The sequence below is a fragment of the Enterococcus malodoratus genome, assembly GCF_027659535.1.
GTDB lineage: Bacteria > Bacillota > Bacilli > Lactobacillales > Enterococcaceae > Enterococcus_A > Enterococcus_A malodoratus.
This window is the reverse complement of record NZ_JAQDPG010000005.1, coordinates 233,286-259,346: the sequence shown is the minus strand read 5'-3', so window position 1 is coordinate 259,346 and position 26,061 is coordinate 233,286. Positions and strand designations below refer to the sequence as shown.

The following is a 26,061-nucleotide window of genomic DNA, read 5'->3' as shown; positions in this document are numbered from 1 at the left end:
GGGGCCTATTGAAATGAGTAAAATGATGAAGGGTGTTTCAAAACAAGCACCTGGTTACGATCAAATGGAATTTATTGACTTGCCAGTACCTGAGGCAAGTGAAGATAAAGTGCTGATAAAAGTAGCTTATACTGGGATTTGCGGGTCAGATATTCATACCTTTAAAGGGGAGTATAAAAATCCTACAACACCAGTTGTTTTAGGTCATGAGTTTGCTGGTCAAGTTGTTGAAGTTGGTGACAAAGTGACAAAAGTCAAAGTTGGCGATCGCGTAACAAGCGAAACAACTTTTTATGTCTGTGGCAAATGTGAATACTGTAAAGAAAAACAATACAACTTATGCCCTTATCGCAAGGGGATCGGGACTCAGCAAAATGGTTCGATGGCAAATTATGTATTAGCGCGCGAAGAAAGTATTCATATTTTACCCGATCATTTAAGCTATGAAGGAGCGGCAATGAGTGAACCGCTAGCTTGTTGTGTTCATGCGATGTATCAAAAGAGTCAACTAGAATTAAAAGATAAAATCATTATCATGGGCCCTGGTCCAATCGGTTTATTCTTATTGCAAATCGCTAAAGAAATTGGTGCATTTGTTATTATGACCGGGATCACAAAAGATGCTCACCGCTTAGCTTTAGCAAAAAAACTTGGTGCGGATATTGTTGTAGATACTATGAAAGAAGACTTAGCTGCTATCGTTAACGACGAGACAGATGGTTATGGTGTTGATAAGGTGTACGACGCTTCAGGCGCTGCGCCAGCTGTAAATGCCAGTTTACCATTGCTTCGCAAACGTGGGCAATTTATCCAAGTTGGACTTTTCGCAAATAAGATGGTTGAACTAGACACCGAATCAATCATCCAACGTGAAATTCAATATATTGGTAGTCGGTCACAAAATCCTTACGATTGGCCAATTGCTATTCATTTATTAGCTAAAGGCGCCATCAATATTGATGAAATGATTACAAAAAAATATCCACTAACTCAATGGCGTGAAGCATTTGAAAAAGTTATGGAAGGTAATGAGATCAAAGTGATGATCGAATCTAATCCAGGAGAATTCTAATAAAGTTGAGAAAGTTGTGCCAGAATTTTTGGCACAACTTTTTTTTGGATTTTTGGTAAGGGAGAACTACTTTAGCGTGTTAATTCAAGCAGTTCAGAATAGACGTTTGTACTGTATCATAACATCTTGAAAATTCTGATATTCTGTTATTTTTATCTGATTTCACAAAAGAAAACGTTTACTATTTTTTTCATTCAAGCTAGACTAAGGTAAAAAATGGAGGCAGGAGGGAATCGGATGGATCTAGACAATCGGAGTGTACAGATTTTACAGATAGTCGCTTCTACGGTAAAAATTTCTTCAAAAGAGATTATGGAAAAATATGATCTGACCCGCAATCAGTTAGATTACGCATTGAAAAAAATCAATGACTATCTAGGGGAAAATGACTATCGTAAGATTATTCGATCACGCAATGGCAGTTTTGTGGTAGATACAAAGGTAGTGGATGCATTCTCTGGAATCATGAATAACGAAAGTCAATTGAAGGCAGATGAGAATAGTTTTTTAGATGAAGATCATCGTCTGCTGGTTATTTTATTAGTGATCTTTTCAGCAGACTATCTTTCTCTTTATCACTTTTCAGAGAGCCTAGAAGTTAGTAAGAATACGATCGTTTCGGATATCAAGAAATTGAAGAAACAATTGAAAAAGCATAAATTGACGATCGATTATTCCAGAAAAGGCGGATACTATTTCCGCGGGGATGAAGAGGCTATCCGCGGGTTGATTCTTGTAGTAACAGATCAAGTAATGGATTCAATTTACAATCGATTAATTTTTGAAAAATACTTAGAGATCCAACCAGCGGAAATTGATGCTCAACGGAAAATGCTGCGTTTGGCCGAGGAAGAATTACAAGTTCAATACACAGATAATCGAATACAAACAGCACCTTATTTCTTGGTACTTTTGAATCGCAGAGTTAAAAACGAACACTTTATAGAGCAGCGGTTTGGCTTGTTGGCAAAAGAGATTATGGATACTAACGAGTATGGAGCAATCGTAAAGGTATTAGCGGGTCAGGAGATGCTGCCTAAATCGTATACAGAACATCTGTATCTTTGTCTTTATATCCTTTCACTGAAAATAACGGATCTGAGCAATATTTTTTCTCTCAACAAAGACGCGTTGCGAACACATATCGAAACATTTATCGCTATGCTAGAAAAAAATACGATTATTCAGCTAAATGATAAAGCGCAACTAATCGAGAATTTGACACTCCATCTGACACCAGCTTACTATCGGATCCGTTATGGATTGACATCGGACTATACTCTTACAGATATTGTCAAAAACCAATTGGATCCTTTATTCTTTATCGTAAAATCTTCTATAGCGCCGCTAGAAGAATTTTTTGAAGAACGGATTCCCAATGATGAGATTTATCTGATTACCATGTTTATCGGTGCCTATATGCATAAAGAAAAACCGATTAATCTTGACAATACAATCGTCAAAGCAGCGGTCGTTTGTCCGAATGGTATTATTAGTTCAAAACTTTTGGAAAAGACTCTCGATAATTGGTTTCCCATGATCCATTTTGTCAGTTCATTTTCAATTCGCGAATTTTATGAGAAAGAAGATATGTTAGATGTCCAATTGATTTTTTCAACCAATCCATTGACTACGGAATTACCGGTTATCGTCGTTGGAAATGATTTGTCTGCTATGAATAAGACCTTGATCGTCAATGAAGTGATTCAGCTGATTTATAAAATTGATAGCTATAAGCTGCAACCGGATCATATTTTATCGATTGTTAAAAAGCATCTACCCATGACTGCTGAAGCAGAAGGCAAGATTCGTAAAGAGCTGATGATTTCTTATAATTCGATATTCCAAATTCAAGATCAAGAGATTTTAACCAATGAAACGAAATTGAACTTGAGTGATTTGATTACGAAAGAAAGTATTATTATTTTAGAAAATGAACTAAATTGGTTGGAGGTCCTACAAGCGGCAACGCAAAATCTGATTGATCGAGAAATCGTTGAGCCGAGTTATTTAAAGCACTTAAAAGAACAGTTTCCCGAAGTTACACCGAGTATCTTGCTAGGAAATCAAATCGTTATTCCTCATACTGTTCCTGAAAATGGAGCTCTTGAATTAGGTATGTGTTTGGCAAAAGTAAAGCAGGGATTCATTAGTCAGAATCAAACGTATCGCTATGTTGTTGTCATTTCAGCGATTGATAAAAAAATGCACATCCAGCCTATGATGCAGCTATTAAAAATCGCTAGTGATCCGAAGGTGATTCAACGATTGGATCAGGCACAAGACAAGGAAGCTCTTTTAACTATCATCCAAGAATTCAAAAAAGCATAAGCGCTGTAGTCCGTTCTTTTCAAGAGCGGGCTTTTTATGACCTTTCTGATTTTTAATGAGCAAGTGAAGATAAAAGGCGCTTGTGAAATCAACGTTTTCAGCAAGTCATACCAATATTAAGGAATAGGTTCAGTAAAAAATGAGTTCAAAAGAAATTCAAAAGAAAGCGGTTCCGTGCTATCTTTTTGGTAAGCAAGAAGCAAAAAAACAGAATAGGAGGGATCGAGTGATCAAACGAGAGTTGCTTTTTAGCAAAATGAAGCCGCACGATTATGCAGAGATAATTACATTTTTGGGGCAAAAAATGGAGGAACAAGGGTATGTTAAACCGACCTATGTTCCAGCCGTTTTGGAAAGAGAGAAAGGTTTTCCTACAGGGCTGCAGATGGGAGACTATGGTATTGCGATTCCCCATACCGATCGTGTGCATGTGCATCAATCGGCTCTAGCCATTGCAACTTTGAAAGAACCGATCGAAGTTTGTTCAATGATTAATCCGGAAGAAAAAGTTCATGTCTCATTAGTCATTTTAATGGCAGTGGAAGATCCGGATGGACAGGTCAAGATGCTGAGTAAATTGATGGGACTATTCCAAGACGTTGAGACATTGAAACGTTTAGAGAGAGTATCGTCTACAGAAGAAATGTATGACATCATAGCAAAAATGGAATTAGAAATCGCGTAAAGCACAAAGAATAAGGAGGAACAGTAATGAAAAGATACAATGTGTTATCCGTTTGCGGATCAGGAACAGTGACATCATCGATGGTAGCAGAAAAATTAAGAGAAACATTGGAAGAAAAAGGCTACATCGTTGATACGACAGAGGCGAATCCAAATGAGGCGTTGTCTTTAGCGAAAACAGGCAAGTTTGATTTTATTACGTATACGAGTCCATTGCCCGATGGTGACTACGGGATTCCTGTGGTGAATGCGATTGGTTTTCTAACTGGTTTTGGGGAAGATGAGTTTTTGGAAGAAGTCGATGGGGTTTTGCTAGCTTTGGAAAAATAGTTTTTTGAACAAAGGTTGTTTTTGGTTTCTTGCGAAAGAATAATAGCGAAGGATTGGTTTTTGCTGAAATTTTTAGTAAAGCTAAAAAATAAAATACATTAAACTAAAAAAGGAGTAATGAGATGTTAGAAACATTAAAGAGCATTTTTGATACATTTGGATCGGCTGTTTTTGTTCCCGTGATGATTTTTGTAGTTGCTAAGGTATTAAAAGTAAAGACTCAAAAAGCATTTTTATCTGGATTGTACGCAGGTGTAGGATTGATGGGCTTCACCTTGATTTTGAACTCATATACCCCGATTATTTCGAAAGTCGTTCAACAGATGGTTGATCAAACTGGAATCAACCTTCCGGCATTTGATGTCGGTTGGCAAGCAACCGCGTTAGTGGCCTATTCAACAGAAGCCGGTATGATCTACCTAGTGATCGCCTTAGTTTTACAAACGGTACTTTTCTTAGTGAAGTGGACGAATGTGTTTCAGCCTTCGGATTTATGGAATAACTATTCCTACATGGTTTGGGGTTCAATGGTTTACTTAGCTACAAGAAATATGATTTTAGCGGTTGTCTTGATGTGTCTGTTAAATATGTATAGCCTGTTGCTGTCGGAAATGCTAGCTAGAAGATGGTCTAGTTATTATCATTATCCAAACTGTACGATTATTGCAATGCACAATATTGAACCTGGAATTTTTGCCTTATTGATGGATCCGATTTGGAATATGATTGGTCTGCATAAAGTACGTTTAAATCCTCAAGGGTTGCAAAAAAAATTAGGCTTCTTGGGCGAACCGATTTCATTAGGATTGTTCTTAGGTCTATTTTTAGGGATTTTAGGAAATATCAGTAATTTAGCAGAATTATCTTCTTGGGGGCAAATTACAGAAGTGGCGATCGCAACGAGTGCTGTAATGGCGATCTTCCCGAAAGTCGCTGGGATTTTCTCACAAGCATTTAACCCAATCTCACAAGCAGCTAGTAAAAATGTCCGCGGCAACAATGAAGGACGTGAATGGTATCTAGGTGTAAATGATGCGACTGGTTATGGAGAACCTGCAACGTTAATCTCAGGAATTCTTTTGATTCCAATCATGGTATTTATCGCAATGATCTTACCTGGAAATCAGACACTGCCGGTAGTTGATTTATTGGCAATCCCATATATGGTTCAAGCATTGGTATGTTTATCAAATGGGAATATCGCAAAAACTTTAATCAATGGTGTTATCTGGTTCAGTTTAGGACTATATATGTGTTCATATACTGCACCAATGTTTACAGAAATCGCGCAAACGGTGGGTGTCACATTGCCAGCTGGTGCATTGATGGTAACAAGCTTCAATATTTTAGGAAAACCAATTTTTGGTCTGATTTTCTTAGCCTTTCTGAGTCAGAATCCACTGTGGATCGGCCTGACGATCGTCGCTTACTTTGTTATTTACTTCTTGTTCCGTAAAAATAAGGAAGCATTTTATGGATATGTTGAACGAGCTGCGGCGAAAAATAATGGTGAGATTCCAGAAGCCAAAACAAAGGTAGCTTAATAGAGAAGGATGAAGGATAGCATGACAAAAAAAATGAAAGCAAGTGTATTAGTAAAACCTGGTGTATTGGAAGTTCAAGAGGTGGATGTTCCAGAGATAGGTGAAGATGAAGTATTAGTCAAAGTCGCTTACGCGGGGATCTGCGGCTCAGATGTACCCCGCGCAAACTTAGAAGATGGTGCAAGAATGTATCCGCTCATTTTAGGACATGAATTTAGTGGGACTGTGGATCGGGTAGGATCCCAAGTCACAAAAGTTCATGTTGGAGACAAGATCGCTGTCGCACCACTGATTCCAGATCCCAATTCTGAATATACAAAAGAAGGATCTTATGGACTCAGTGATAATTATAACATAATCGGTACAGGCAGTAATGGCGCTTTTGCCGAATACGTGAAGGTTCCAGAAGAGCACTGTGTAACGATGCCAGAGGATTTGGATTTGCTGTCAGCAGCTGGGGTAGAACCAGCAACGATCAGTTGGCATGCAATGCAACGCTCAAATATGAAGGTCGGCGATACCGTAGCGGTACTTGGCTGTGGTCCAATCGGACAATTTGCGATTCAGATCGCAAAAATATTTGGTGCGAAAAAAGTGATTGCTGTCGATATTTTTGATGAAAAATTAGCTTTGGCAAAACAGCTTGGTGCAGACGTAACCATTAACAGTAAAGAGCAAGATTTAGAAGAAACAATCAAGGCGGAAACAGGTTTAGGCGTACACGTTGTGATTGAAACCGCCGGCAGTAAGTTTACTCAGAAGCAGGCACTTTTAATTACTCGTAAGCATGGAACTGTGGTATTGGTAGGAATCTCACATCAGGATCTGCCGTTATCTGAACATGAGGCAGAGCGCATTATGCGAGCAGAGTTGACGATCACAGGTTCATGGAATTCATATACCGCTCCTTATCCTGGTCGTGCTTGGGAGGCGACACTGGAGGAAATGTCCAAGCAGCGAATCAAATTCAAAGAAATGGTGAGTGATGAGATTGCTTTAGCAGATCTATCCGATGTACTGCCTAAAATGTTTAAGCGGGAGCTTGCTTACAACAAAATCGTTGTTGCAGTCAATCCAGAATAAGAGGTGACCGAATCGATGTTAGAAAAATTAAAAAAAGAAGTATTTCAGGCAAATTTGGCGTTACCTAAACATGGCTTAATTAAGTATACATGGGGAAATGTTAGTGCCTATGATCCTGAGACAAAATATTTTGTGATCAAACCTAGCGGCGTTGGCTATGAAGAAATGAAGGCTGATGATATGGTCGTCGTTGATTTGGATAATAAGGTAATTGAAGGTGAAATGAACCCTTCATCTGATACACCGACTCATGCAGTATTATACAAAGCATTTCCAGAAATTGGCGGAATCGTCCATACTCATTCGACATGGGCAGCGGCCTGGGCACAATCAGGCCTAGATGTTCCGGCGATGGGAACAACGCATGCCGATACGTTTTATGGATCAGTTCCTTGCGCACGCTTTTTGTCACAATATGAAATTGATGAAGGCTATGAGCACGAAACAGGAAATGTGATTATCGAAACTTTCAAGCAGCGTGAACTTAAACCTTTAGAGGTGCCGGGAGTCTTACTTCATGGACATGGTCCCTTTACTTGGGGGAAAGATGCGCACAGCGCAGTAATGAATGCGGTGGTGTTAGAAGAAGTCTGTAAAATGAACCTATTAACACGGCAATTGAATACCTTCGCAGAGGAGTTGCCGCAACGAGTGTTGGATAAGCATTATTTACGTAAGCATGGTGCAAATGCCTATTATGGACAGAATTAACTAGTAGTTTAGGAGGATTAAGATGATTAGCGAATTGTTTATTTTGATTGGACTGGCCTTTTTTATCAAAGTCTTTTTTGATGGCGCTAAAAAACTTGTCATTGGAGCCAATGGAGATGTAGTAAAGAGTAAGACATATTGGATTCATGGTTTGTTAGGTGTGGCCTTTATGATCGTAGCGCGACTAATTACGATCCTCCTTTAAAACATGTAATCAACGGAGGATGATGAAATGGCACTTCATGAAATCAGTCAAGCTCCTTTTATTCAAGAAATGTGCGAGGCGACCAGTCAGTTATGGGCTTATGGTTGGGCGGAGCGAAATGGCGGCAATATTAGTTATCGTTTGCCGCAAGAAGAAGTACAGTATTATCTCGATATTAATCAAGTGAAAACGAAAGCTGCATTAGAATTTGCCGTTGAAAGTTTGGCGGGTGAGATATTTCTCGTATCTGGTTCAGGAAAATATTTCAAAAATGTTCAAAAGAATCCCGCTGATAGTTTGGCTATCATTCGGATTGGTGCGGAAGGGAATACCTATGAACTTCTATGGGGATTAGAAAGCGGTGCTCTGCCGACCAGTGAGTTGGCCTCACATTTGCAATGTCATGCAGTTCGTATGACCCAAGACCCAAAACATCGAGTCATTTTGCATACACATGCAACCGCGATATCTGCGATGACTTTTATACATGAGTTGGATGAAAAGAAGTTCACAAAAACGTTATGGCAAATGATTACAGAGTGTTTAGTGGTCTTTCCAGATGGAGTGTCAGTTCTTCCGTGGATGGTTGCGGGAACCAGTCAGCTGGGGGCAGCATCAGCAGAAAAAATGTGTGATACAAGGATCGTAATCTGGCCGCATCATGGGATTATGGGGGCAGGACAAACGATGGATGATGCCTTTGGTCTAGTTGAAACAGCGGAAAAGGCCGCGCAAATTTATTTACAAATTTGTTCAACAAGACAAGAGATTAAGCAGCAAATCACTGATCAGCAACTCTTAGATTTGGCTGTAAAGTTTCACGTGAAACCTAAAATAGGGGTACTAACGGAAGTGGGCAAACAGGATGTCTAATGTAGTCGTGATTGGTGATCCATTTGTTCCAGCGGATAATTTGGCGGATGCAGCAAAAGGTCTAAAGATCGAATCCCCGATTACGATTCAAGCATTTGAATGGCATGCAGATAAATCTCGTTCAGAATTTCGCGAAATTATCAAAATACTTGAGCGAGAGGGTCCGAATGAATTCGAACTGTCTTCAGAGATACTGGCGGCAGTGGAGACGGCCGAATATCTACTGGTTCATCTGGCGCCGGTTTCTCGGAAGTTATTGACGCATGCGAAAAATTTAAAAGTTATTGGGACTTGCCGCGGCGGATTAGAACATATTGATTTAGCAGCAGTAAAGAAATTAGCTGGACTTTCAGTGATCAATGTCATTCGTAATGCTGAGCCTGTTGCAGATTTTACAATTGGATTAATGTACGCTACTGTACGTAATATCGCATCCTCAGCTATTCAAGTAAAGAGCGGTCACTGGCCCCAAACCTTTTCTAATGATATCTATAAAACCTCATTTTCCAATTTAAAAGTTGGATTAGTCGGTCTAGGACATATCGGAAAAATTGTTGCAAAGCGTTTAACTGCTTTAGGAATGGAAGTCAGCGCATATGATGCTTTTGCAGATCAGACTACTTTAGATCAAGAAGGCTATCAAATCGAGTTAAAAAGTCTGCAGGAAATTTTTAGTCATTCCGACGTAGTGTCCTTGCATTTGCGAGTAGTACCCGAAACAGAGAATCTGATCAATCACTCTTTATTAAAATTAATGAAACCCAGCGCGTATTTAATAAACACGGCTCGACCAGATATTGTTAATCAATCAGATTTGATTGAGTGCTTACAACAAAAACGGATCGCTGGTGCCGGTATTGATGTACTATGGAAAGAGCCAATTGATCCGAACGAACCATTATTGGCATTAGACAATGTTGTGATCACCTCACATATTGCGGGTGATACGATCGACGCAATTGAGCGCTCTCCACAATTGCTACAAGCAGAAATGAATAGAGTATTGCAAAAAGCTTGAGTAGATTCGTCTACTTAGGCTTTTTTGTTCATTTTTCACAAATTAGTGCACCTTTTTTTCTAAACTAAAAAAAAAGAGCGTATTAATCATTTGTGGAAAGCGCTTTATACTTGGCCTGTAATTAAGAGGAGGGAACACGAAATGTCAGATTGGTTAGACGTTGCAGGAAAAAAAGTGATCGTAACAGGAGGTTCTTCAGGAATTGGGGCAAGTATTATTGATGAATTACTAGGTCAAGGAGTAGTTGTTGCAAATTTCGATCTTCAACCAGGAAAGGTTGTTCACGAGAATCTGTATTATTTTCAAACGGATATTTCAAACCGACAGCAAGTGGAAGAAAACATCACGAAGGTTGTCGAAGAGTTAGGACAAATCGATGGATTAGTAAACAATGCAGGGATTAATGTTCCTCGTTTGTTAGTAGATGAGGTAGATCCACATGGGCAGTTTGAGTTATCAGATACTGTCTTTGACAAAATGATGGCGATTAACCAAAAAGGGTTGTTTTTAATGACACAAGCAGTGGCACGGACAATGATGAAAAGACATGAAGGTGTGATCATCAACATGTCTTCGGAATGTGGTCTGGAAGGATCGGAAGGACAAAGTCCATACGCCGCAACGAAAGCAGCAGTCAATAGTTTCACGCGTTCATGGTCTAAAGAACTAGGAAAACAGGGAATTCGGGTAGTAGGAGTTGCACCAGGAATTATGGAAGAAACTGGATTACGAACTGAAGCGTATGAAACAGCCTTAGCTTATACAAGAGGAATCTCGGTTGAAGAGCTTCGAAAAAACTATGATAAAACCACGACAATTCCCTTGGGACGGAGCGGGAAGCTCAGTGAAGTCGCCGATTTAGTATGCTATTATTTATCTGACCGGTCTAGTTATATTACAGGTGTTACGACCAATGTTGCTGGAGGAAAGACACGAGGATAAAGAAGGTGGGGTAATAAGATGGCATTGATCAATCGCTGGTATCAATTATTGCAGCATTTTATTACTCATGATCGTTTGAGTTTGAATGAGTTGCAAAAAATAACCGATACAAGCGCACAAACCACCAAAAAAGCGATTCAATTGCTGAATGATCAGATGGAACGCGTTGCAGTAATTGAAGAAAGGGAAAATATTTATTCGTTAAAAGTGATGGATTCTCAACAATTCTCAGAGATTATGAATGGCAGTTTAAAACAACAAACAGATTTCAATTCCAGTACAAAGCGAATCGCGGTTTTAATCGATTGCTTTATGAAGCAGGAAGGCTATATTGTAATCGATGATCTGTCGGAAGTACTAGGAGTCAGTCGTTCAACGGTCAATAAAGATTTGCGGAATTTGAAACAAATAATGAGTGGGTATCAAATCTCCCTAATTGGTACACCTAACAAAGGATTGAAAATCTCTGGGAAAGAATCACAATTGCGACTGCTTTATCTGCATCACACCTATGATTATCTGGAGCAGCCTACTTTAAGTGATGAGTTATTGCAGCGGATTGATGAAATCGCATTAAGTAAAAAATTAGATTTTGGGACGTTGGGATTATTACAAAAGACGATTATTTTAACGATCCAACGAATTCAAGCTGGAAAGTCGTTAACACAAGCAGTGCCTTATTATGTTAATTATTTTGCGGATGATCAATTATTAGAAGAATTATTTGTTAATTTAGCAACGGATTATAGTTTGACAATTAGTAAATTGGATTTTGACTTTCTTTGTTTCCCGTTAAATATTTTCAACAATAATTTGGTTTCAGAGGATCAAGCGGATAATGCAGAAGTAAAAATCCTGTTTAACTATATGATGGATCAAATCAACGAAGCGGTGATCATTAATTTGGATCAAGAAAGATTGTTCCAAAATATTCGAGCCCATTTTATGTTTTTGATCAATCGAATCATCTTTCAGGTTGAAACCTACGATATTTTTCGCGAGGAGTTTAAGCAAAAGCATGCTTTTGCACATGAGCTAGCGGAAATAGGCATCTCTGCATTAGCCGATTTCTTAAAGAAACCAAATCAACAAGCAGAGCTATCTTACTTAGCGATTTATTTTGAATTAGCATTAAAATCGGATGCTCAACCAAAGATGAAAGAAATTGCCGTGGTTTGTAATACGGGCAAAGGGACGGCACTAATGATTAAGCGTCAGCTAGCAACGGTTTTGGGTCCTAATATCAGAATTGCACATTATTCCGAAGAAGAATATGAGACAAAGGATTTGGATCGCTATTTCGCAGTATTTACGACGGTTCCGTTGAAGCATACGAAGGCAACTACCGCGGTAATAAAGTTAACGGATCTATTTAATGAGAATTGGCTTTTAAGTGAATGGAAGCGGATTGTCGCTTCAAAGGCCGCATCGTTTGAGCATATTCGATTTTCTTTTGAACAACTGGACAAACAGCAGGCCTATGAAGAAAATCTAGTCGCTTTATTAGAAAAATTAGGTGCTAAGCAATTAATTGATGATTCTTTTAAGACTTACATTTTGGCCAAAGCACAGGAAGAATCGGCAGTGATCGATAATGGCATTGCTTTTCCTCACGGAATCAATCATCAAAGTGAAGAAATTCTGGTAACGATCGGAATCTATTCAGAGGGACCGTCGTTGGAAGAGATTGAACTGATTTTTCTGGTGGCTATTCCAGAAAATCTAACGTTAGCAATGGAGGATGAGTTATTGAGTTTTTACGATACGATTTTTGTAATCTCTTCTAATGAAGCATTACGAGAACAAGTCAAGCAGATCAGTAGTAAAGAGGAGTATCGTCGGTTGTTGGTAAAAGGTTACTGAGGAGGCAGTTGTACAAAGGATCACTCTTTGTACTGGAAAGGAGCGAATATCGCATGAATATCTTTTTTTTAGGAGCTATTGCAATTATTGCTTATATTCTCCAAATCTTTTTAGGAATGAAGCAAATCAAGAATTTTAATTCTGTCTATATTCGAATGAAACGCAAAGGGAAAGTTGCAATCGGCCGCCGTCCGGGCAGAATCGCTTCAGGTACGATTCTATTATTAGGAGTTGATAGTACGGGAATTATTCAAGAGGCAGAGATGATGCAAGGAACATCGATATTGGCTCGCTTCAAACCGCGTCCGCAATTCACAGGTATTGATATTCACCAATTAACAGACTCTTCCATACTAACAAATGAAAATAAATTGACCCGGCAAGCAGCTGCTAATGCACAAAAGATTTATTTAGAAGTAGAAAAAGGCAATCATCAGGATAAGGCACCAGTATCACCAATTTTCAATTTAGGAAATCAATTGTCATTAATGAAACTTTCGATTCAAGAAAAACTATCAAAAAAGGATGAGAACTCCGCATTTCGCAGTTCCTATCATGAAAAGTGAAATATAAAGCTTCAATAATATAAAAAGGAGTGTTTAAGAATGGATTATATTACAAAATTTGCAGAAGGCTTCATGAGCCTTTTCCAAACAGGTGCAGAAACATTTATTAGTTGGATGACGGGTATTGTACCAGTTGTTTTGATGTTGATGGTAGCGATGAATACGCTGATTGCCTTTTTAGGAGAAGAGCGAGTAACGAAAGTCGCAAAAGTATCCTCAAGAAATCCGTTTACCCGTTACTTAGTATTACCCTTTGTTTCTGCATTTATGTTAGGCAATCCGATGTCATTTACGATGGCGCGTTTTTTACCGGAGTTCTATAAACCAAGTTATTATGCATCTAATGCGCAATTTTGTCATACCAGCAATGGCGTTTTTCCTCACATCAATCCAGGTGAACTATTTGTATGGATGGGAATCGCTCAAGGGATCACTCAGTTGGGATTGAATTCGATGGAATTAGCAATTCGTTATATGTTTGTCGGGTTAGTTATGAACTTTATCGGTGGTTGGACAACGGACTTCACTACAGCGTTTGTCTGCAAACAACAAGGGATTCAGTTGAGTAAAGAAGTCGATGAAGTCGCAGTGACAGAATAGGATTGAGGAGGAAATAAGAAATGGCTTATAATAGTATCAAAATCGTAAAAGGTTCTGGCGGATATGGTGGACCACTAGTCATTACACCAACCGATGAAAAACATAAATTTGTTTATGTGACTGGCGGCGGAGACAAACCTAGTATTGTGGGTAAAATCGAAGAGTTATCTGGCATGAAATCGGTCAATGGGTTCAAGACTTCCATACCGGACAATGAAATCGCTTTAGCAATTATTGACTGCGGCGGGACATTGCGCTGCGGGATTTACCCGAAAAAAAATATTCCCACGGTCAACATTGTACCAACAGGAAAGAGCGGTCCTTTAGCACAGTACATTCATGAAGCTATCTATGTTTCAGCAGTAGGTGAGAATCAAATTATGTTGGCGGACGCGGAAGAGACTGCTGGAAAGCCGGCCTTTGTTACTGAAGAAAAGCCGGAGCGTGAATTTAAATATTCAACCGATAAAAAAATCACTGAACAAAAAGCGGAACAAAAAAGTTTTATCGCTAAAATAGGGATGGGTGCCGGGAAAGTCGTAGCGACGTTCAATCAATCAGCTCGTGAAGGTGTGCAGACGATGATCAATACCGTCATCCCTTTTATGGCTTTCGTATCATTGTTAATCGGAATCATTCAAGGCTCTGGAATCGGAACCGTTTTTGCCAATTTGATGAAACCATTAGCGGGGAATGTTTTCGGATTGATCATTATCGGTTTTATCTGTTCATTGCCATTCTTATCACCGTTATTGGGACCTGGGGCAGTCATCAGTCAGATTTTGGGAACCTTGATCGGGGTAGAAATCGGTAAAGGAAATATCCCGCCGCAATTAGCATTACCGGCTTTATTTGCCATCAATACACAAAATGCTTGTGACTTCATCCCGGTCGGATTAGGTTTAGAAGAGGCTGAAGCAGAAACGGTGGAGGTTGGTGTACCATCCGTGCTATATTCACGTTTCTTGAATGGTGTTCCTCGGGTGATTGTTGCATGGTTAGCTAGTTTTGGATTATACAGTTAAAAATGTTTGGAGAGATGAAAGATGATTTTTGAGACGCAAGTTACCAATATTGGCCCGGAAGCAGAGATGTTTCAACAAGAGAAGATGCTGATTTTTTTCGGCAATGATGCGCCGGAGACGTTAGCAGATTACTGTTATAACATCCACTTGACCCCATCTACAGCCGAAATTATGGCGGGAATGAACTTTTCATTTGATGATCAGACCTACAAAATTACAGCAGTAGGCGATGTAGTAAAGAAGAATCTCGATGATCTAGGGCATATTACCCTGCGTTTCGATGGTTCGGAAACGGCGGATCTCCCAGGAACACTTTATGTGGAGGACAAAGCAATGCCGACAATCACTGTTGGAACAAAAATTGCGATTAATTAAGAACTGCTCATCTAGGAGTTGCATTTAGCTAGTTTAAATGTACACTTTTAGATGAGTGTTTTTTTGTCCTGAGAATTTAAATGAATGAGGCGATAATATGAAACTTACACCGAGGAAATTGCCGGCGTATCAGGAACATTTTTTAATGGATATACAGACGGTCAAACAATATATCGTGGAGGAGTTAGCTGCTTTCCCTGCTAATGCGCCGATAACAGTGACGGAGATCGGTGATGGCAATATCAATTATGTTTTTCGTGTAGTGAATGAAGCCACACATGAAAGTTTGATAATCAAGCAAGCAGATGTAAGGCTGCGTTCTTCTGGTCGATTGTTGGCTATTGATCGTAATCGAATCGAAGCGGAAATTTTACGTTTACAAAATGAGTTGGCCCCAAAGTTTGTACCGAAAGTTTATTATTATGATCAAAAGATGTATGCTTTGACGATGGAAGATATCTCGGACTATCAAAACATGCGTTACGAATTGATTGAGAAGAAAATTTTTCCTGATTTTAGTGAGAAAATCACGGAATATTTGGTTCGCACATTGCTTTTAACTAGTGATATTGTTTTAGATCGTGATGTGAAAAAACAGCGAGTTAAGGATTTTATTAATCCCGAAATGTGCGATATCAGCGAAGATCTGGTTTTTACTGAGCCTTATGACGATTACAAACAGCGAAATATTTTGACCTCTGGCAATGAACAGTTCGTCAAAGAAAATTTATACGAAAATACCCCGTTAAAAGCAGAAGTTGCGCTGCTGCGCAATAATTTTATGAACAATGCCCAATCGTTATTACATGGGGATCTTCATACTGGTTCTATCTTTGTCAATCAAACCGGATTAAAAGTGATTGATCCTGAGTTTGCCTTTTATGGTCCAGCGGGTTATGACATCGGCAACGTTTTAGCACATTTATATTTTCCATTGGTTAAAAATCTGTTTGATTCGACAGTTGATCAAGTGTTTCACCAGTGGAGTAAAGACACGATTGCTGCAGTTTACGATCAGGTGAAAGAAAAACTCGAAACCTACTACGACCAAGCAGTAACCTTTCCATTGTATCGCAACAGCGCCTTTAAAGAGACCATGCTACAAGAAATTTTGGCGGATGCTGTTGGTTATGCCGGAACAGAGATTATTCGTAGAGTTGTAGGTGATTCGAAGGTCAAAGAATTGTCACTTATTTCTTCTGAGAAAAAAATTACGGCTGAACGAATGCTGCTAAAACTAGGTATCCAATTAATTATCAATCGTCAACATATTACCAGCGGCAGCCAGCTAGTCAATGGCATGAATGAGCTAGATATTCACTCAGACTTATCTAATGAATAGATTGAATAAAGCAAAACAGCATTAGAATATTTAAATAAGTATCTTAAAACAAATTAGAAGGTGAATAAGTTGGAAAGACAAGATTATACGATGCTAACATTATTGCAATATGAAAATGTTGCTTGGTACGAAAACGGAAAAGTTCGCATTCTAGATCGCCGAATATATCCGACTCGAGTGGAATTTGTCGAATGTGAGAACCATCAAGCCGTGGCACAAGCGATCACTGATATGGTGACTCAAAGTGCCGGACCTTACACCGCAGCGGGAATGGGTATGGCGTTAGCGGCGGAAGAAAGCAAGAATTTAGCGCGGGTTGAACAGATCGCGTATCTGAAAGAAGCATCCCACACGATCGCTAATGCTCGACCAACCACTGCCAATCGAATGTCATTAATCACTGAAAAGTGTGTGGCAGTCGCAGAGCTTGCGTTGGAAATGGGACAAGATCCAACGGAGGCTATTAAACAAAACACGATCGATTCCTTGAATCGACGTTACTACACCATGGATCAAGTGGCAAAATATTTGATCGAAAAAATTCCTGATAACGGTACGGTTTTAACGCAATGCTTTGGAGAAACGATTATCGGAATGCTGCTGCGGGAAGCAATCGAACAGAAAAAGACGCTGCGCTTCTTTTGTGCAGAGACTCGTCCGTATTTACAAGGTGCACGTTTGACTGCCAGCTGTTGCGCGGAGATGGGATTTGATACGACCGTTGTTTCTGATAATATGATTGCTTATTTGATGGAACACGAAAAAATCGATCTATTTACATCGGCAGCCGATACGATTGCTCAAGACGGCTATATTGCTAATAAAGTTGGGACGTATCAAATTGCGATCTTAGCTCAGCGTTTTGGAGTTCCTTATTTTGTGACAGGTATTCCTGATACGGATAAAATCAGTCACGAAAGTATCAAGATCGAGATGCGAGATCCGGAACAAGTTATGGAATTAAATGGGATCAAACATACTTTAGATGGAGTCAAAGCGATCTATCCGTCCTTTGATATCACTCCGCCTGAATTAATCGGCGCAGTCGTGACTGATCGCGGAATTTTTTCACCTTACGATTTGAAACGCTATTTAATAGAGCAGCCTGAAAATAATTTTTATTGATTGGAGTAGAAAATGAAACATCAAAAAGAACGTGAAATGATTGTTGAATATGGCAAAAAACTTATCACCGAAAAATTAACTACAGGTACGGGCGGTAATATCAGTATTTATCTACCTGAGGAGCAGGCTATGCTGATCAGTCCTAGTGGAATTCCTTATTTTGAGACGGAGCCAGAAGATATTGTCTTGATGGATCTTCATGGTAAAGTTTTAGAAGGAGCCCGCAAACCTTCAAGTGAATATGATCTTCATAGTATTTTTTATGTGAATCGTCCAGATGTACGATCAGTGGTTCATACGCATTCAGAATATGCGACAACCTTTGCTTGTCTGCAGCAAGAGATCGAGCCGCTGCATTACATTATCGGCTCTGTCGGTGAAAAGGTTCGCTGTTGTGATTATAAAACTTTTGGAACCCGTGAACTAGCTGAAGAGGCCTTTAATTTTATCCACGAAGACAATGGGATTTTATTAGGGAATCATGGGGTTCTTACAATCGGACCTGATTTGTCCAGCGCTTTCGGTGTAGCTAAAGACATTGAATTTTTAGCGAAGCTAGACTACCGTGCACGATGTATCGGAACTCCCAAATTATTGAACCAAGAGCAAATGAAAGAGGTTTTGGAGAAATTCGCAACCTATGGACAACAATAAGAAAAAGCGCCGCTTTGACAAAAGTTAAAGCGGCGTTTTTGTTTTTTCTCTACTGTCGAACAGAGTCATCTTACGCAAAGATATCATCGTGTGTTTTTTCACAATTGAAGGGTAAATGGGACCTGTTCAAATTGGTCTAATATATTTTTTTGATTTTTTTACTATCTTAATAAGATCGTATATACTTCTATGATTGTGAATAGATAATCAATTAAAACCTTTTTTTCATTTTTAATCCAGGATTACCACAATGTCAACGCATTGGTTTTTAAGTTATTTTAAGAATGTGCAAATTAGGCTATTCTTTTTTTAAAACCATTTTAATTTAGTAAGGAATATTGGTTGTTTGTTGAAATATCACGTTTTTTACGGTACAAATCACTTTTGTAACATATGTTCCATTTAATATAAAATGATAGTTTGTGAAAAGAAAGCGTTGACATAGTTTCGACCGGTGTTATACTAAAGTTGTCTTAAGGCATATGTCAAAAGCATTGTCATATGTCAAAAAAGTATGGAGGGGTAATAATGACACTTTATGGGAAGCTTTTGGAAAGAGAAAAAAATGGCGCACCAATCAAAGTTGGGGTAATTGGTGCAGGTCAAATGGGTTTTGGGATGATTGCTCAGATTTCAACGATTCCGGGAATGGCAGTAACAGGGATCAGTGATATCAATAAGGATGCTGCACAACGTGCCGCGGATGCTTACAATGCAAGTGCAGAGAAGAAAGTGGATATCTTAGTTAGCTCAGATTTTAAAGAAATTATTCATTCGGATAAGGTAGAAGTTATTGTTGATGCGACGGGAGTTCCCGAAGTTGGTGCACAAATTTCGTTAGAGACACTGTTGGCGAAAAAACACATTGTTTTGCTGAACGTGGAAGTGGATATCACAATTGGCCCATTGATGAAGAAAATGTATGATTCTGCGGACTTAGTTTATACGGGTTCCGACGGTGATGAGCCTGCTGCAACGACTGAATTATTTGAGTTTGCGAAAAGCATGGGTATGGAAGTTTTAGTTGCAGGTAAAGGTAAGAACAATAAGTTAAAGGTTGGAGCCAACCCCGATACAGCCCAAGCAGAAGCGGACTCTAAACAAATGTCTAGTCATATGTTGGCGGCTTTCCAAGATGGAACGAAGACTATGGCTGAGATGAATTTATTATCAAATGCCATCGGTTTTATTCCTGACAAAGTAGGAATGCACGGGATTAGCGGAGACGTTGATTCAGTAGTCAAAGATTTAGATTTAAAAGAAAACGGCGGAGTCTTAGATAAGTACGGCGTAGTGGAATACGTTGACGGTTTAGCGCCAGGGGTCTTCGTGATTGTTAAAGGACAAAATGATGGGGCTCGTCATGAATTAAGCTATTTGATGAAAAAAGGCGACCGTGACCATCACATCTTATATCGGCCATATCACTTAGCTAGCTTAGAAACACCGATTACGATTGCGAAAGCAGTCTTAAATCATGATCATGCGATTGTTCCATTAGGCGCTCCAATTTCTGAAACAGTTGCGGTAGCGAAAAAGGACATCAAAGCAGGAGAAAAAATCGATGGTATCGGCGGCTATTGTGTCCGCGGTGTGTTAGAAACGCACGCTGATTTAGTTAAAAACAACAATGTACCAATCGGTTTAGTTGGTGGTTCTTCCGTTGCGAAACGCGACATCAAAGATGGAACATTCTTGACGTATGATGACATCGAGATCGATGAATCGACAACAGTCTATCGTTTGCGGAAACTTCAAGATTCAACGTTTGGCGATTAAGGCAAAGGTAAAGCAGATGAGGGATTCCTCATCTGCTTTTGGAGAGGATGGAGCTTATGAGTGGATTAGTTATTGTTGTGATCATTTTAATGCTTTGTCAAAGTCTTTTTAGTCTTGTTCAGGTGAAGTACTATCAAAGTTTCATCAAGAAAATCACGACTGAACAAGCGGGTAGCGAGTATGAATTTTATACCGAAGTCGTTAAAGGAAAAATTTTGCGAGTAATCGTCGCAGTTGTTGTCGATGCTGACGGAAAGATCATTCAATGTTATATCTGTAAGGGATTGACGATTTTTGCACGTTTCAAAGAGGAACCATCCTTCAAGGGGGCGCAATTAGTCAACTACAGTACAGCATTACAACAAAAAAGAGCACCTCAGATTGAAAAGGCACTATCGCAAATTTATACACGCAAATTGGAAGCGGTTACCTAGAAAAGGAGGAATTTTATAATGAAATATATCGAATGGGCAGGAAAAAACTTTATTGGTATGTTTGAAGCCGGCGGCGAACAGTTTATGGGGTACATGACCGGAATCGTCCCATTATTAATTGTACTTTTAACATTTACTTATTCAGTTATCTCATTTATTGGTGAAGAACGTGTCGACAGAGCAATCCGCTATTGTTCAAAATATATGATTTTACGCTATTCATTGATGCCGATTTTGGCAGTTCTGATGTTAACGAACCCCATGGCTTACACTTTTGGGAAATTCGTACGAGAAGAAGAAAAACCAGCTTTTTATGATGCGGCGGTCTCTTTTGTCCATCCGGTAACAGGTTTGTTCCCTTACGCTAACGCAGGTGAATTATTTGTTTATCTAGGAATCGCGAACGGTGTTACGAAGGCCGGTTTTAGTCAATCAAGCTTGGCAGTTCGCTACTTTTTAGTAGGGGTTGTCGTGATTTTGATGCGTGGGATCGTAACTGAAAAATTGACGAAATTCATGATGGCTAGAGAAGCGAAGAAAGCAGCCGCGTAAAGGAGGAAGCATAATGTACAAAACAGTATTTGTAAAACCTGGAAATAAAGGTTGGGGTGTTGGTCTGACATTAACGCCTACTGAGCAAAAAAATAAAGTTGTTTCTGTTACTGGTGGCGGAATTCACCCCGTAGCGCAGCAAATCGCTGATTTGACTGGTTGTATTCCTTGTGATGGATTTAAAAATTCGATTCCAGAAGAAGAAACGTTATGTGCTGTAATTGACTGCGGCGGAACGGCTCGAATCGGTGTTTATCCGATGAAACGAATTCCAACGGTTGATGTATTGCCATCATCACCTTCAGGTCCGTTGTCCAAACACATTACGGAAGATATTTTTGTTTCAGGTGTTCGTCCCGAAGATGTTGAGCTAGTTGAAAATGCAGATCTTGAAGAACGGCAAATGGCAGCAATCAATCATGCTCATAAGACAGATGCCGAGTCGGCAGCCGCAACAGAAAAAATCGTGACTAAACAAGAAGGCAGAGAGTCTGACGAAGAATTTAAAGAACGCTATTCGAAAATTAAAGAAGATCATGCAGAAGAACAAGCGAAAAAAGACAGTTTCTTAGTCCGCTTCTCTCGTGCCATTGGTGGTGTTATGAGTACCTTCTATCAATCTGGACGTGATGCTGTGGACATGCTATTGAAAAATATTATTCCATTTATGGCCTTTATCAGTATGATCGTAGGGATTATCAATTATACTGGAATTGGTGATTGGTTAGCAAAAGTGCTTTCTCCTCTAGCCGGTTCATTACCAGGAATGATCGTCTTAGCTTTGATTTGTAGCATCCCTGTATTGTCTCCGATTCTTGGTCCTGGCGCGGTAATCTCTCAGGTTATCGGGGTATTGATTGGAACACAGATTGCTAATGGATCGATTCCGGTTCAATATGCATTGCCAGCATTATTTGCTATCAGTGCTCATGCCGGATGTGACTTTATTCCTGTGGGCTTGTCATTAGGAGAAGCAAAACCAGAAACGGTATCGATCGGTGTACCAGCGATTCTTTACAGCCGGATGTTAACTGGTTTCACGGCTGTAATCTTGGCATGGTTAGCTAGTTTCGGAATGTATTAAAATAGTTTGAATGGAGCGAATGGACGGATGGTAAAATCTAAAATTATAGAAATCGGCAGCATGGTGCCAGCATTTGAAGAAGAACGATTGATTATTTTGTTTGGTCCTTCTGCCACGGCAGAATTGAGAGATATTTGTGTGATTCATGAGTTTGAGGATCGCCCAAGTGATGCCTTAAAAGTTGGTGGAAAAGTCAAATTTGGCGATCAGGAGTTTACGATCGAAGAAGTCGGCTCACAGGCAAATGCGAATTTTGAAGAATTAGGCCATATCTCGATTTATTTTCGTAACGCAATTGGAGAAATCTTACCAGGAGCGATTATTGTCAGTCCAGGTATTTTTCCAGAATTTGAAGTCGGCGGCGTGATCGAAATTATTTAATCCGAAGGTCGAGGATGTGCCAGAATTTGGTGCATCCTCATTTGTCGATTCTGCTCTTAGTAATAGTTATATCTCGAGTTTATGTATGATGAATTCTACTAATTAAGCAGAGGGATAAGTCTACGAAGGTACAATTATTCATTAAGAGTTTTACTTTTTGCAAGATACGACGATTTGAATTATTTTTAAGCTTAATGATGGTTAGGAGACCGTTGAGTTGCGAATACAATAAACAAAGCAGCTTCGGTCATGACTTTTTCCTACTTGCGTGAGATTGGAATCAACCGTATAGTGAATGAGATCAAAAGTTGTTCAGGGGATGGGATCATAATGGCTATAAAACATAATCGCGACATCGTAAAAGTAGCTACGATGTATTATAAAAAAAATTTGAAACAGTCGGAGATCGCCAAACAATTGGGCATCTCTCGTTCGCTGGTTTCAAAGTATTTGAATGACGCAAAAAATGAAGGCGTTGTTGATATTTTTATAAAGAGTGAGAGCGCTTATTCAATCGAATTAGAACTGGCCTTAGAAGAGCTATTCGGGTTAAAAAAGGCCGCAGTTTTAGATACCAGCAGTTTACGAAAAGATGAAATCGAACGTTTATTGGTTCAAACGGCGATCACGGCCTTTCAAAAAGAAATTGCTAAGGCTAAAACGATTGGACTTTCTTGGGGCAAAATGCTGCGAGGAATCGTTGATGAGTATCCTTATGAAAATCATGCAGATGCCACCATTATTCCATTGATTGGCGGACTAGGATCAGAAATGGTCGATGTCCATTCCAATCAGCTGGCCTATGATCTTTCAAAAAAATTACGGGCTAAGTGTAAGTATTTGTATGCACCAGCATTGGTGGATAATGCCTTTATCAAGAAAAGTCTGGTCGAAAATGAAGGGATTCGGGATGTCTTAGAGGCGGGGAAAAATGTTGATTTCGCTTTAGTCGGAATCGCTAGTCCTTTTTCTAAAAATAATACGATGACCGAGATCGGATATGTCGATCAGCAGGATATCGACGAACTGGAAAAGCTCAATGTGATCGGGGATGTCAACTCGAAATTTATCGATTCGGCGGGTCAGGAAGTGACTTGTGAGATCAATGAAAATGTCATTGGATTAGGTGTTGAGGATGTGCGTAAAATTTCCAATGTAGCTGTTGCCTGCTATGAAGATAGTAAAAAAGATGTTCTGTACGTGGGAACGAAAACGAAAATTTTTACTCATATAACAGTGACGGATACCTTAGCTGAGTATTTATTAGAACAAGCAAAAAACGAGGCACTTTAAGTGTCTCGTTTTTTGTATAGTAGTTAACTAAAAAGATTAGTGGACATATTTCTGTACAAATTCAGTAACCTTTTTCTGATACATGTCAGGGTCTTTACTTAGTGCTTCGGCATGTTTGGCACCGTGGACCACATACTTTTCTTTCGGTCCTTTAGTTGCGTTATAAACTTCGTCCAACATTGAATAAGGCACGAAATCATCTTTGTCACCATGAATAAACAACATTGGACGATGGTTTTTATTTAGCTGTTTGATAGCATCGGCCTCACCAAAAAAGTATCCTGCGCGAACTTTTGTTACCAGACTAGTGACAGGAATCAATGGAAATGATGGCAGATTGAACATTTCTTTTAATTGGTAATTCAATTCCCCTTTGGCTGAGCTGTAGCCGCAATCTTCGACAAAGGCTTTGACATTGTCCGGCAATTTTTCACCGCTAGTCATCATAACGGTTGCTCCCCCCATACTGACACCGTGAAGGACGATTTCAGCTTGAGAATCTTTTTCGATGATGCGATCAATCCATTGCAGATAGTCTTTTCGTTCAGGCCAGCCAAAACCGATATAGTCTCCTTCACTTTTTCCGTGACCGCGAGCGTCCGGCATCAAGACATTGTAGCCAAGGTCGTGATATATTTTTGCATATTGAGGCATATCAGAAGCCTGTCCCATGTAGCCATGTGCGAGGATAGCCGTTTTATGTTGATTTTTTTCTGCCGGCAGATAATAAGCTGATAATTTCAAGCCGTCGTCTGATGTAAGTTTCCAGTCGCTGCGATTGTCTTTATTGTTGAACCAGCTTTCGGCAGTAATCAATTCGGTTGATTTTTTTGCCGAGCCATCTGCCAGAAAATCTTTTTTTGCCGGAACGACGGCATAAGAATAGAAATAATTTCCTGCCGCAATCAGTACAATAACTAAAACTAGGACGATTCCTAAAATAATTTTTGTTGTTTTGTTCATTTTGTTACTCCTTTTTTTATAGTAAGGAATTTATTTTTAAGCCGTATGCCTTTAACTATCTATTCCAATTAAACCTATTAGGTAACTGAAAAGGGCTAGCCGGCAAAACGCTATCCTACGAACGTACCCTTAAGCAGTATAAAAAAAAATTTAGTTCATAGCAAGTTCGCCAGCTGGTGTATTTACAGGGCAAGTCATTCATGAGAAAATGTAGCAGAGTTTGAAGCAGGAGAGATCAGATGAAAAATAAGAAAATTACTATTAAGGATGTTGCTAAACAATCTGGGGTTTCGATCGCCACGGTCTCCCAAATTTTAAACGGCAATGAGCAGAAATTCAGTCCGAAAACAGTCGAGAAGGTGCTGGCGGCTAAGGCTGCATTGAACTATGAGCCGGACTATTTTGCCCGCCGGATGGTCATGAAAAAAAGCAAGACGATTGGCGTGCTAGTACCTGATATCACGAATCCCTTTTTTAGCACGTTGGTTCGTGGAATCGAAGGTGTTTTGTATCGCGAAAATTTTGTAACGATGTTATGCAATGCTGATCTGGATACGAAAAAAGAGACCGATTATTTAGAAGAGTTGAGCCGCCGAGGAGTTGACGGCTATATCATCGCTAGTTCTGCGATCTCCAATCAAGCTATCAATGACAGTTTACGGAAAAAGAACCTTCCTTATATCGTATTGGATCAAAAGAAGGCAGAAGGGTATAGCGATGCTGTTTTGACCGATGACCTTTCGGGCGGGAAACTGGCTGGTGAGCATCTGAATCAATTAGGGCATCAAAAAGTAGCGGTCGTTTTACCGGAAAATGCGACAGAGAATATTCAGACGCGTCTGACTGGTTTTCAAAAGATTTATCCCAATGCTGTATTGGTTCATGCGGAGCTGTCCAAAGATGGAGGGCGTCAAGCAGCCAAAGAAATAGTTAAGGCAGATGTAACTGCGATTTTTGCCATTAATGATGAATTAGCTTTTGGTTTGTATCTTGGATTAGCGGATGTAGAGAAAAGAATTCCGCAGGATTACAGCGTGATTGGTTACGATAATATTGATATGTGTGAATATGTCACACCGCAATTGACGACGATCGCACAACCAATCTATGAATTGGGCCAAACGACAGCGAATTTATTATTAGAAAGAGTAGAGCAACCTGAGAAAAATTGGGAAGAAAAGACTCTGCCGGTTCAATTGATCAAACGATTTTCAACTGCACGCTTGAAATAG

At 39.5% G+C, this 26,061-nt stretch carries 27 protein-coding genes; 26 read left to right on the top strand and 1 reads right to left on the bottom strand.

The window, feature by feature from the left end:
• Window positions 1-13: 13 nt before the first annotated feature.
• The 25 genes from PGP85_RS10445 to PGP85_RS10325 all read left to right on the top strand — a co-directional run bounded on the left by PGP85_RS10445 (window position 14) and on the right by PGP85_RS10325 (window position 23,866).
• Window positions 14-1,072, top strand: coding sequence for a zinc-binding dehydrogenase (locus PGP85_RS10445; protein WP_270327407.1), 1,059 nt, complete (start codon window positions 14-16; stop codon window positions 1,070-1,072).
• Window positions 1,073-1,309: 237 nt separating this feature from the next.
• Window positions 1,310-3,403 carry a BglG family transcription antiterminator gene (locus tag PGP85_RS10440; protein WP_270327406.1) on the top strand — a complete coding sequence of 698 codons (2,094 nt, stop codon included), beginning with the start codon at window positions 1,310-1,312 and terminating at the stop codon, window positions 3,401-3,403.
• Window positions 3,404-3,629: 226 nt separating this feature from the next.
• On the top strand, window positions 3,630-4,088 hold the full coding sequence (locus tag PGP85_RS10435; RefSeq protein WP_010742586.1) for a PTS sugar transporter subunit IIA: 459 nt from the start codon (window positions 3,630-3,632) through the stop codon (window positions 4,086-4,088).
• A 26-nt stretch (window positions 4,089-4,114) separates the two neighbouring features.
• Window positions 4,115-4,417 (top strand): PTS sugar transporter subunit IIB, encoded by a 303-nt coding sequence (locus PGP85_RS10430; RefSeq protein ID WP_010742587.1) that lies wholly within the window; start codon window positions 4,115-4,117, stop codon window positions 4,415-4,417.
• 122 nt (window positions 4,418-4,539) lie between these two features.
• Window positions 4,540-5,961: a PTS galactitol transporter subunit IIC gene (locus PGP85_RS10425; protein WP_270327405.1), complete on the top strand. Its 1,422-nt coding sequence runs from the start codon at window positions 4,540-4,542 to the stop codon at window positions 5,959-5,961.
• 21 nt (window positions 5,962-5,982) lie between these two features.
• Window positions 5,983-7,044 carry a galactitol-1-phosphate 5-dehydrogenase gene (locus tag PGP85_RS10420; RefSeq protein WP_270327404.1) on the top strand — a complete coding sequence of 354 codons (1,062 nt, stop codon included), beginning with the start codon at window positions 5,983-5,985 and terminating at the stop codon, window positions 7,042-7,044.
• A 15-nt stretch (window positions 7,045-7,059) separates the two neighbouring features.
• Window positions 7,060-7,755 (top strand): L-ribulose-5-phosphate 4-epimerase, encoded by a 696-nt coding sequence (locus PGP85_RS10415; RefSeq protein ID WP_270327403.1) that lies wholly within the window; start codon window positions 7,060-7,062, stop codon window positions 7,753-7,755.
• Window positions 7,756-7,777: 22 nt separating this feature from the next.
• The gene (locus PGP85_RS10410) at window positions 7,778-7,960 is read left to right on the top strand and encodes a hypothetical protein (RefSeq protein WP_010742591.1); all 183 of its coding nucleotides are present in this window, start codon (window positions 7,778-7,780) and stop codon (window positions 7,958-7,960) included.
• Window positions 7,961-7,987: 27 nt separating this feature from the next.
• Window positions 7,988-8,833, top strand: a complete 846-nt coding sequence (rhaD, locus tag PGP85_RS10405) for a rhamnulose-1-phosphate aldolase (protein WP_270327402.1) — start codon at window positions 7,988-7,990, stop codon at window positions 8,831-8,833.
• Entirely contained in the window at window positions 8,826-9,851 is a 1,026-nt protein-coding gene (locus PGP85_RS10400; RefSeq protein ID WP_010742593.1) for an NAD(P)-dependent oxidoreductase, read from the top strand. Before rhaD ends, PGP85_RS10400 begins: the two co-directional genes overlap by 8 nt.
• 141 nt (window positions 9,852-9,992) lie before the next feature.
• The gene (locus PGP85_RS10395; protein ID WP_010742594.1) at window positions 9,993-10,793 is read left to right on the top strand and encodes an SDR family oxidoreductase; all 801 of its coding nucleotides are present in this window, start codon (window positions 9,993-9,995) and stop codon (window positions 10,791-10,793) included.
• 18 nt (window positions 10,794-10,811) lie between these two features.
• The gene (locus PGP85_RS10390; RefSeq protein WP_270327401.1) at window positions 10,812-12,656 is read left to right on the top strand and encodes a BglG family transcription antiterminator; all 1,845 of its coding nucleotides are present in this window, start codon (window positions 10,812-10,814) and stop codon (window positions 12,654-12,656) included.
• 53 nt (window positions 12,657-12,709) lie between these two features.
• Window positions 12,710-13,222, top strand: coding sequence for a transcriptional regulator GutM (locus PGP85_RS10385; protein ID WP_251865512.1), 513 nt, complete (start codon window positions 12,710-12,712; stop codon window positions 13,220-13,222).
• A gap of 39 nt (window positions 13,223-13,261) precedes the next feature.
• Window positions 13,262-13,822, top strand: coding sequence for a PTS glucitol/sorbitol transporter subunit IIC (gene srlA, locus PGP85_RS10380; protein ID WP_010742597.1), 561 nt, complete (start codon window positions 13,262-13,264; stop codon window positions 13,820-13,822).
• A gap of 20 nt (window positions 13,823-13,842) precedes the next feature.
• Window positions 13,843-14,847: a PTS glucitol/sorbitol transporter subunit IIB gene (gene srlE, locus PGP85_RS10375; RefSeq protein WP_010742598.1), complete on the top strand. Its 1,005-nt coding sequence runs from the start codon at window positions 13,843-13,845 to the stop codon at window positions 14,845-14,847.
• Between the two features lie 21 nt (window positions 14,848-14,868).
• Entirely contained in the window at window positions 14,869-15,222 is a 354-nt protein-coding gene (locus PGP85_RS10370) for a PTS glucitol/sorbitol transporter subunit IIA (protein ID WP_010742599.1), read from the top strand.
• A 97-nt stretch (window positions 15,223-15,319) separates the two neighbouring features.
• A complete protein-coding gene (mtnK, locus tag PGP85_RS10365) occupies window positions 15,320-16,564 on the top strand; it encodes an S-methyl-5-thioribose kinase (RefSeq protein ID WP_010742600.1) in 1,245 nt (414 codons plus the stop codon).
• A 69-nt stretch (window positions 16,565-16,633) separates the two neighbouring features.
• On the top strand, window positions 16,634-17,689 hold the full coding sequence (locus tag PGP85_RS10360; RefSeq protein WP_270327398.1) for a s-methyl-5-thioribose-1-phosphate isomerase: 1,056 nt from the start codon (window positions 16,634-16,636) through the stop codon (window positions 17,687-17,689).
• 12 nt (window positions 17,690-17,701) lie between these two features.
• On the top strand, window positions 17,702-18,343 hold the full coding sequence (locus PGP85_RS10355; protein WP_010742602.1) for an L-fuculose-phosphate aldolase: 642 nt from the start codon (window positions 17,702-17,704) through the stop codon (window positions 18,341-18,343).
• Window positions 18,344-18,871: 528 nt separating this feature from the next.
• Complete coding sequence (locus PGP85_RS10350) at window positions 18,872-20,122, top strand: NAD(P)H-dependent oxidoreductase (protein ID WP_010742603.1); 1,251 nt, start codon at window positions 18,872-18,874, stop codon at window positions 20,120-20,122.
• 56 nt (window positions 20,123-20,178) lie between these two features.
• Complete coding sequence (locus PGP85_RS10345) at window positions 20,179-20,556, top strand: transcriptional regulator GutM (RefSeq protein ID WP_010742604.1); 378 nt, start codon at window positions 20,179-20,181, stop codon at window positions 20,554-20,556.
• Between the two features lie 18 nt (window positions 20,557-20,574).
• Window positions 20,575-21,108, top strand: coding sequence for a PTS glucitol/sorbitol transporter subunit IIC (gene srlA, locus PGP85_RS10340; protein WP_010742605.1), 534 nt, complete (start codon window positions 20,575-20,577; stop codon window positions 21,106-21,108).
• A gap of 13 nt (window positions 21,109-21,121) precedes the next feature.
• Window positions 21,122-22,192, top strand: a complete 1,071-nt coding sequence (gene srlE, locus PGP85_RS10335) for a PTS glucitol/sorbitol transporter subunit IIB (protein ID WP_010742606.1) — start codon at window positions 21,122-21,124, stop codon at window positions 22,190-22,192.
• 27 nt (window positions 22,193-22,219) lie between these two features.
• On the top strand, window positions 22,220-22,573 hold the full coding sequence (locus tag PGP85_RS10330) for a PTS glucitol/sorbitol transporter subunit IIA (protein ID WP_010742607.1): 354 nt from the start codon (window positions 22,220-22,222) through the stop codon (window positions 22,571-22,573).
• 330 nt (window positions 22,574-22,903) lie between these two features.
• The gene (locus tag PGP85_RS10325) at window positions 22,904-23,866 is read left to right on the top strand and encodes a sugar-binding transcriptional regulator (protein WP_034708740.1); all 963 of its coding nucleotides are present in this window, start codon (window positions 22,904-22,906) and stop codon (window positions 23,864-23,866) included.
• A gap of 36 nt (window positions 23,867-23,902) precedes the next feature.
• Here the strand turns inward: PGP85_RS10325 and PGP85_RS10320 are convergent, their stop codons facing one another.
• Window positions 23,903-24,829 (bottom strand): alpha/beta hydrolase, encoded by a 927-nt coding sequence (locus PGP85_RS10320; RefSeq protein ID WP_010742609.1) that lies wholly within the window; start codon window positions 24,827-24,829, stop codon window positions 23,903-23,905.
• Between the two features lie 239 nt (window positions 24,830-25,068).
• Here PGP85_RS10320 and rbsR point away from each other — a divergent pair, with 239 nt between their 5' ends.
• Window positions 25,069-26,061: a ribose utilization transcriptional repressor RbsR gene (rbsR, locus tag PGP85_RS10315; RefSeq protein WP_010742610.1), complete on the top strand. Its 993-nt coding sequence runs from the start codon at window positions 25,069-25,071 to the stop codon at window positions 26,059-26,061.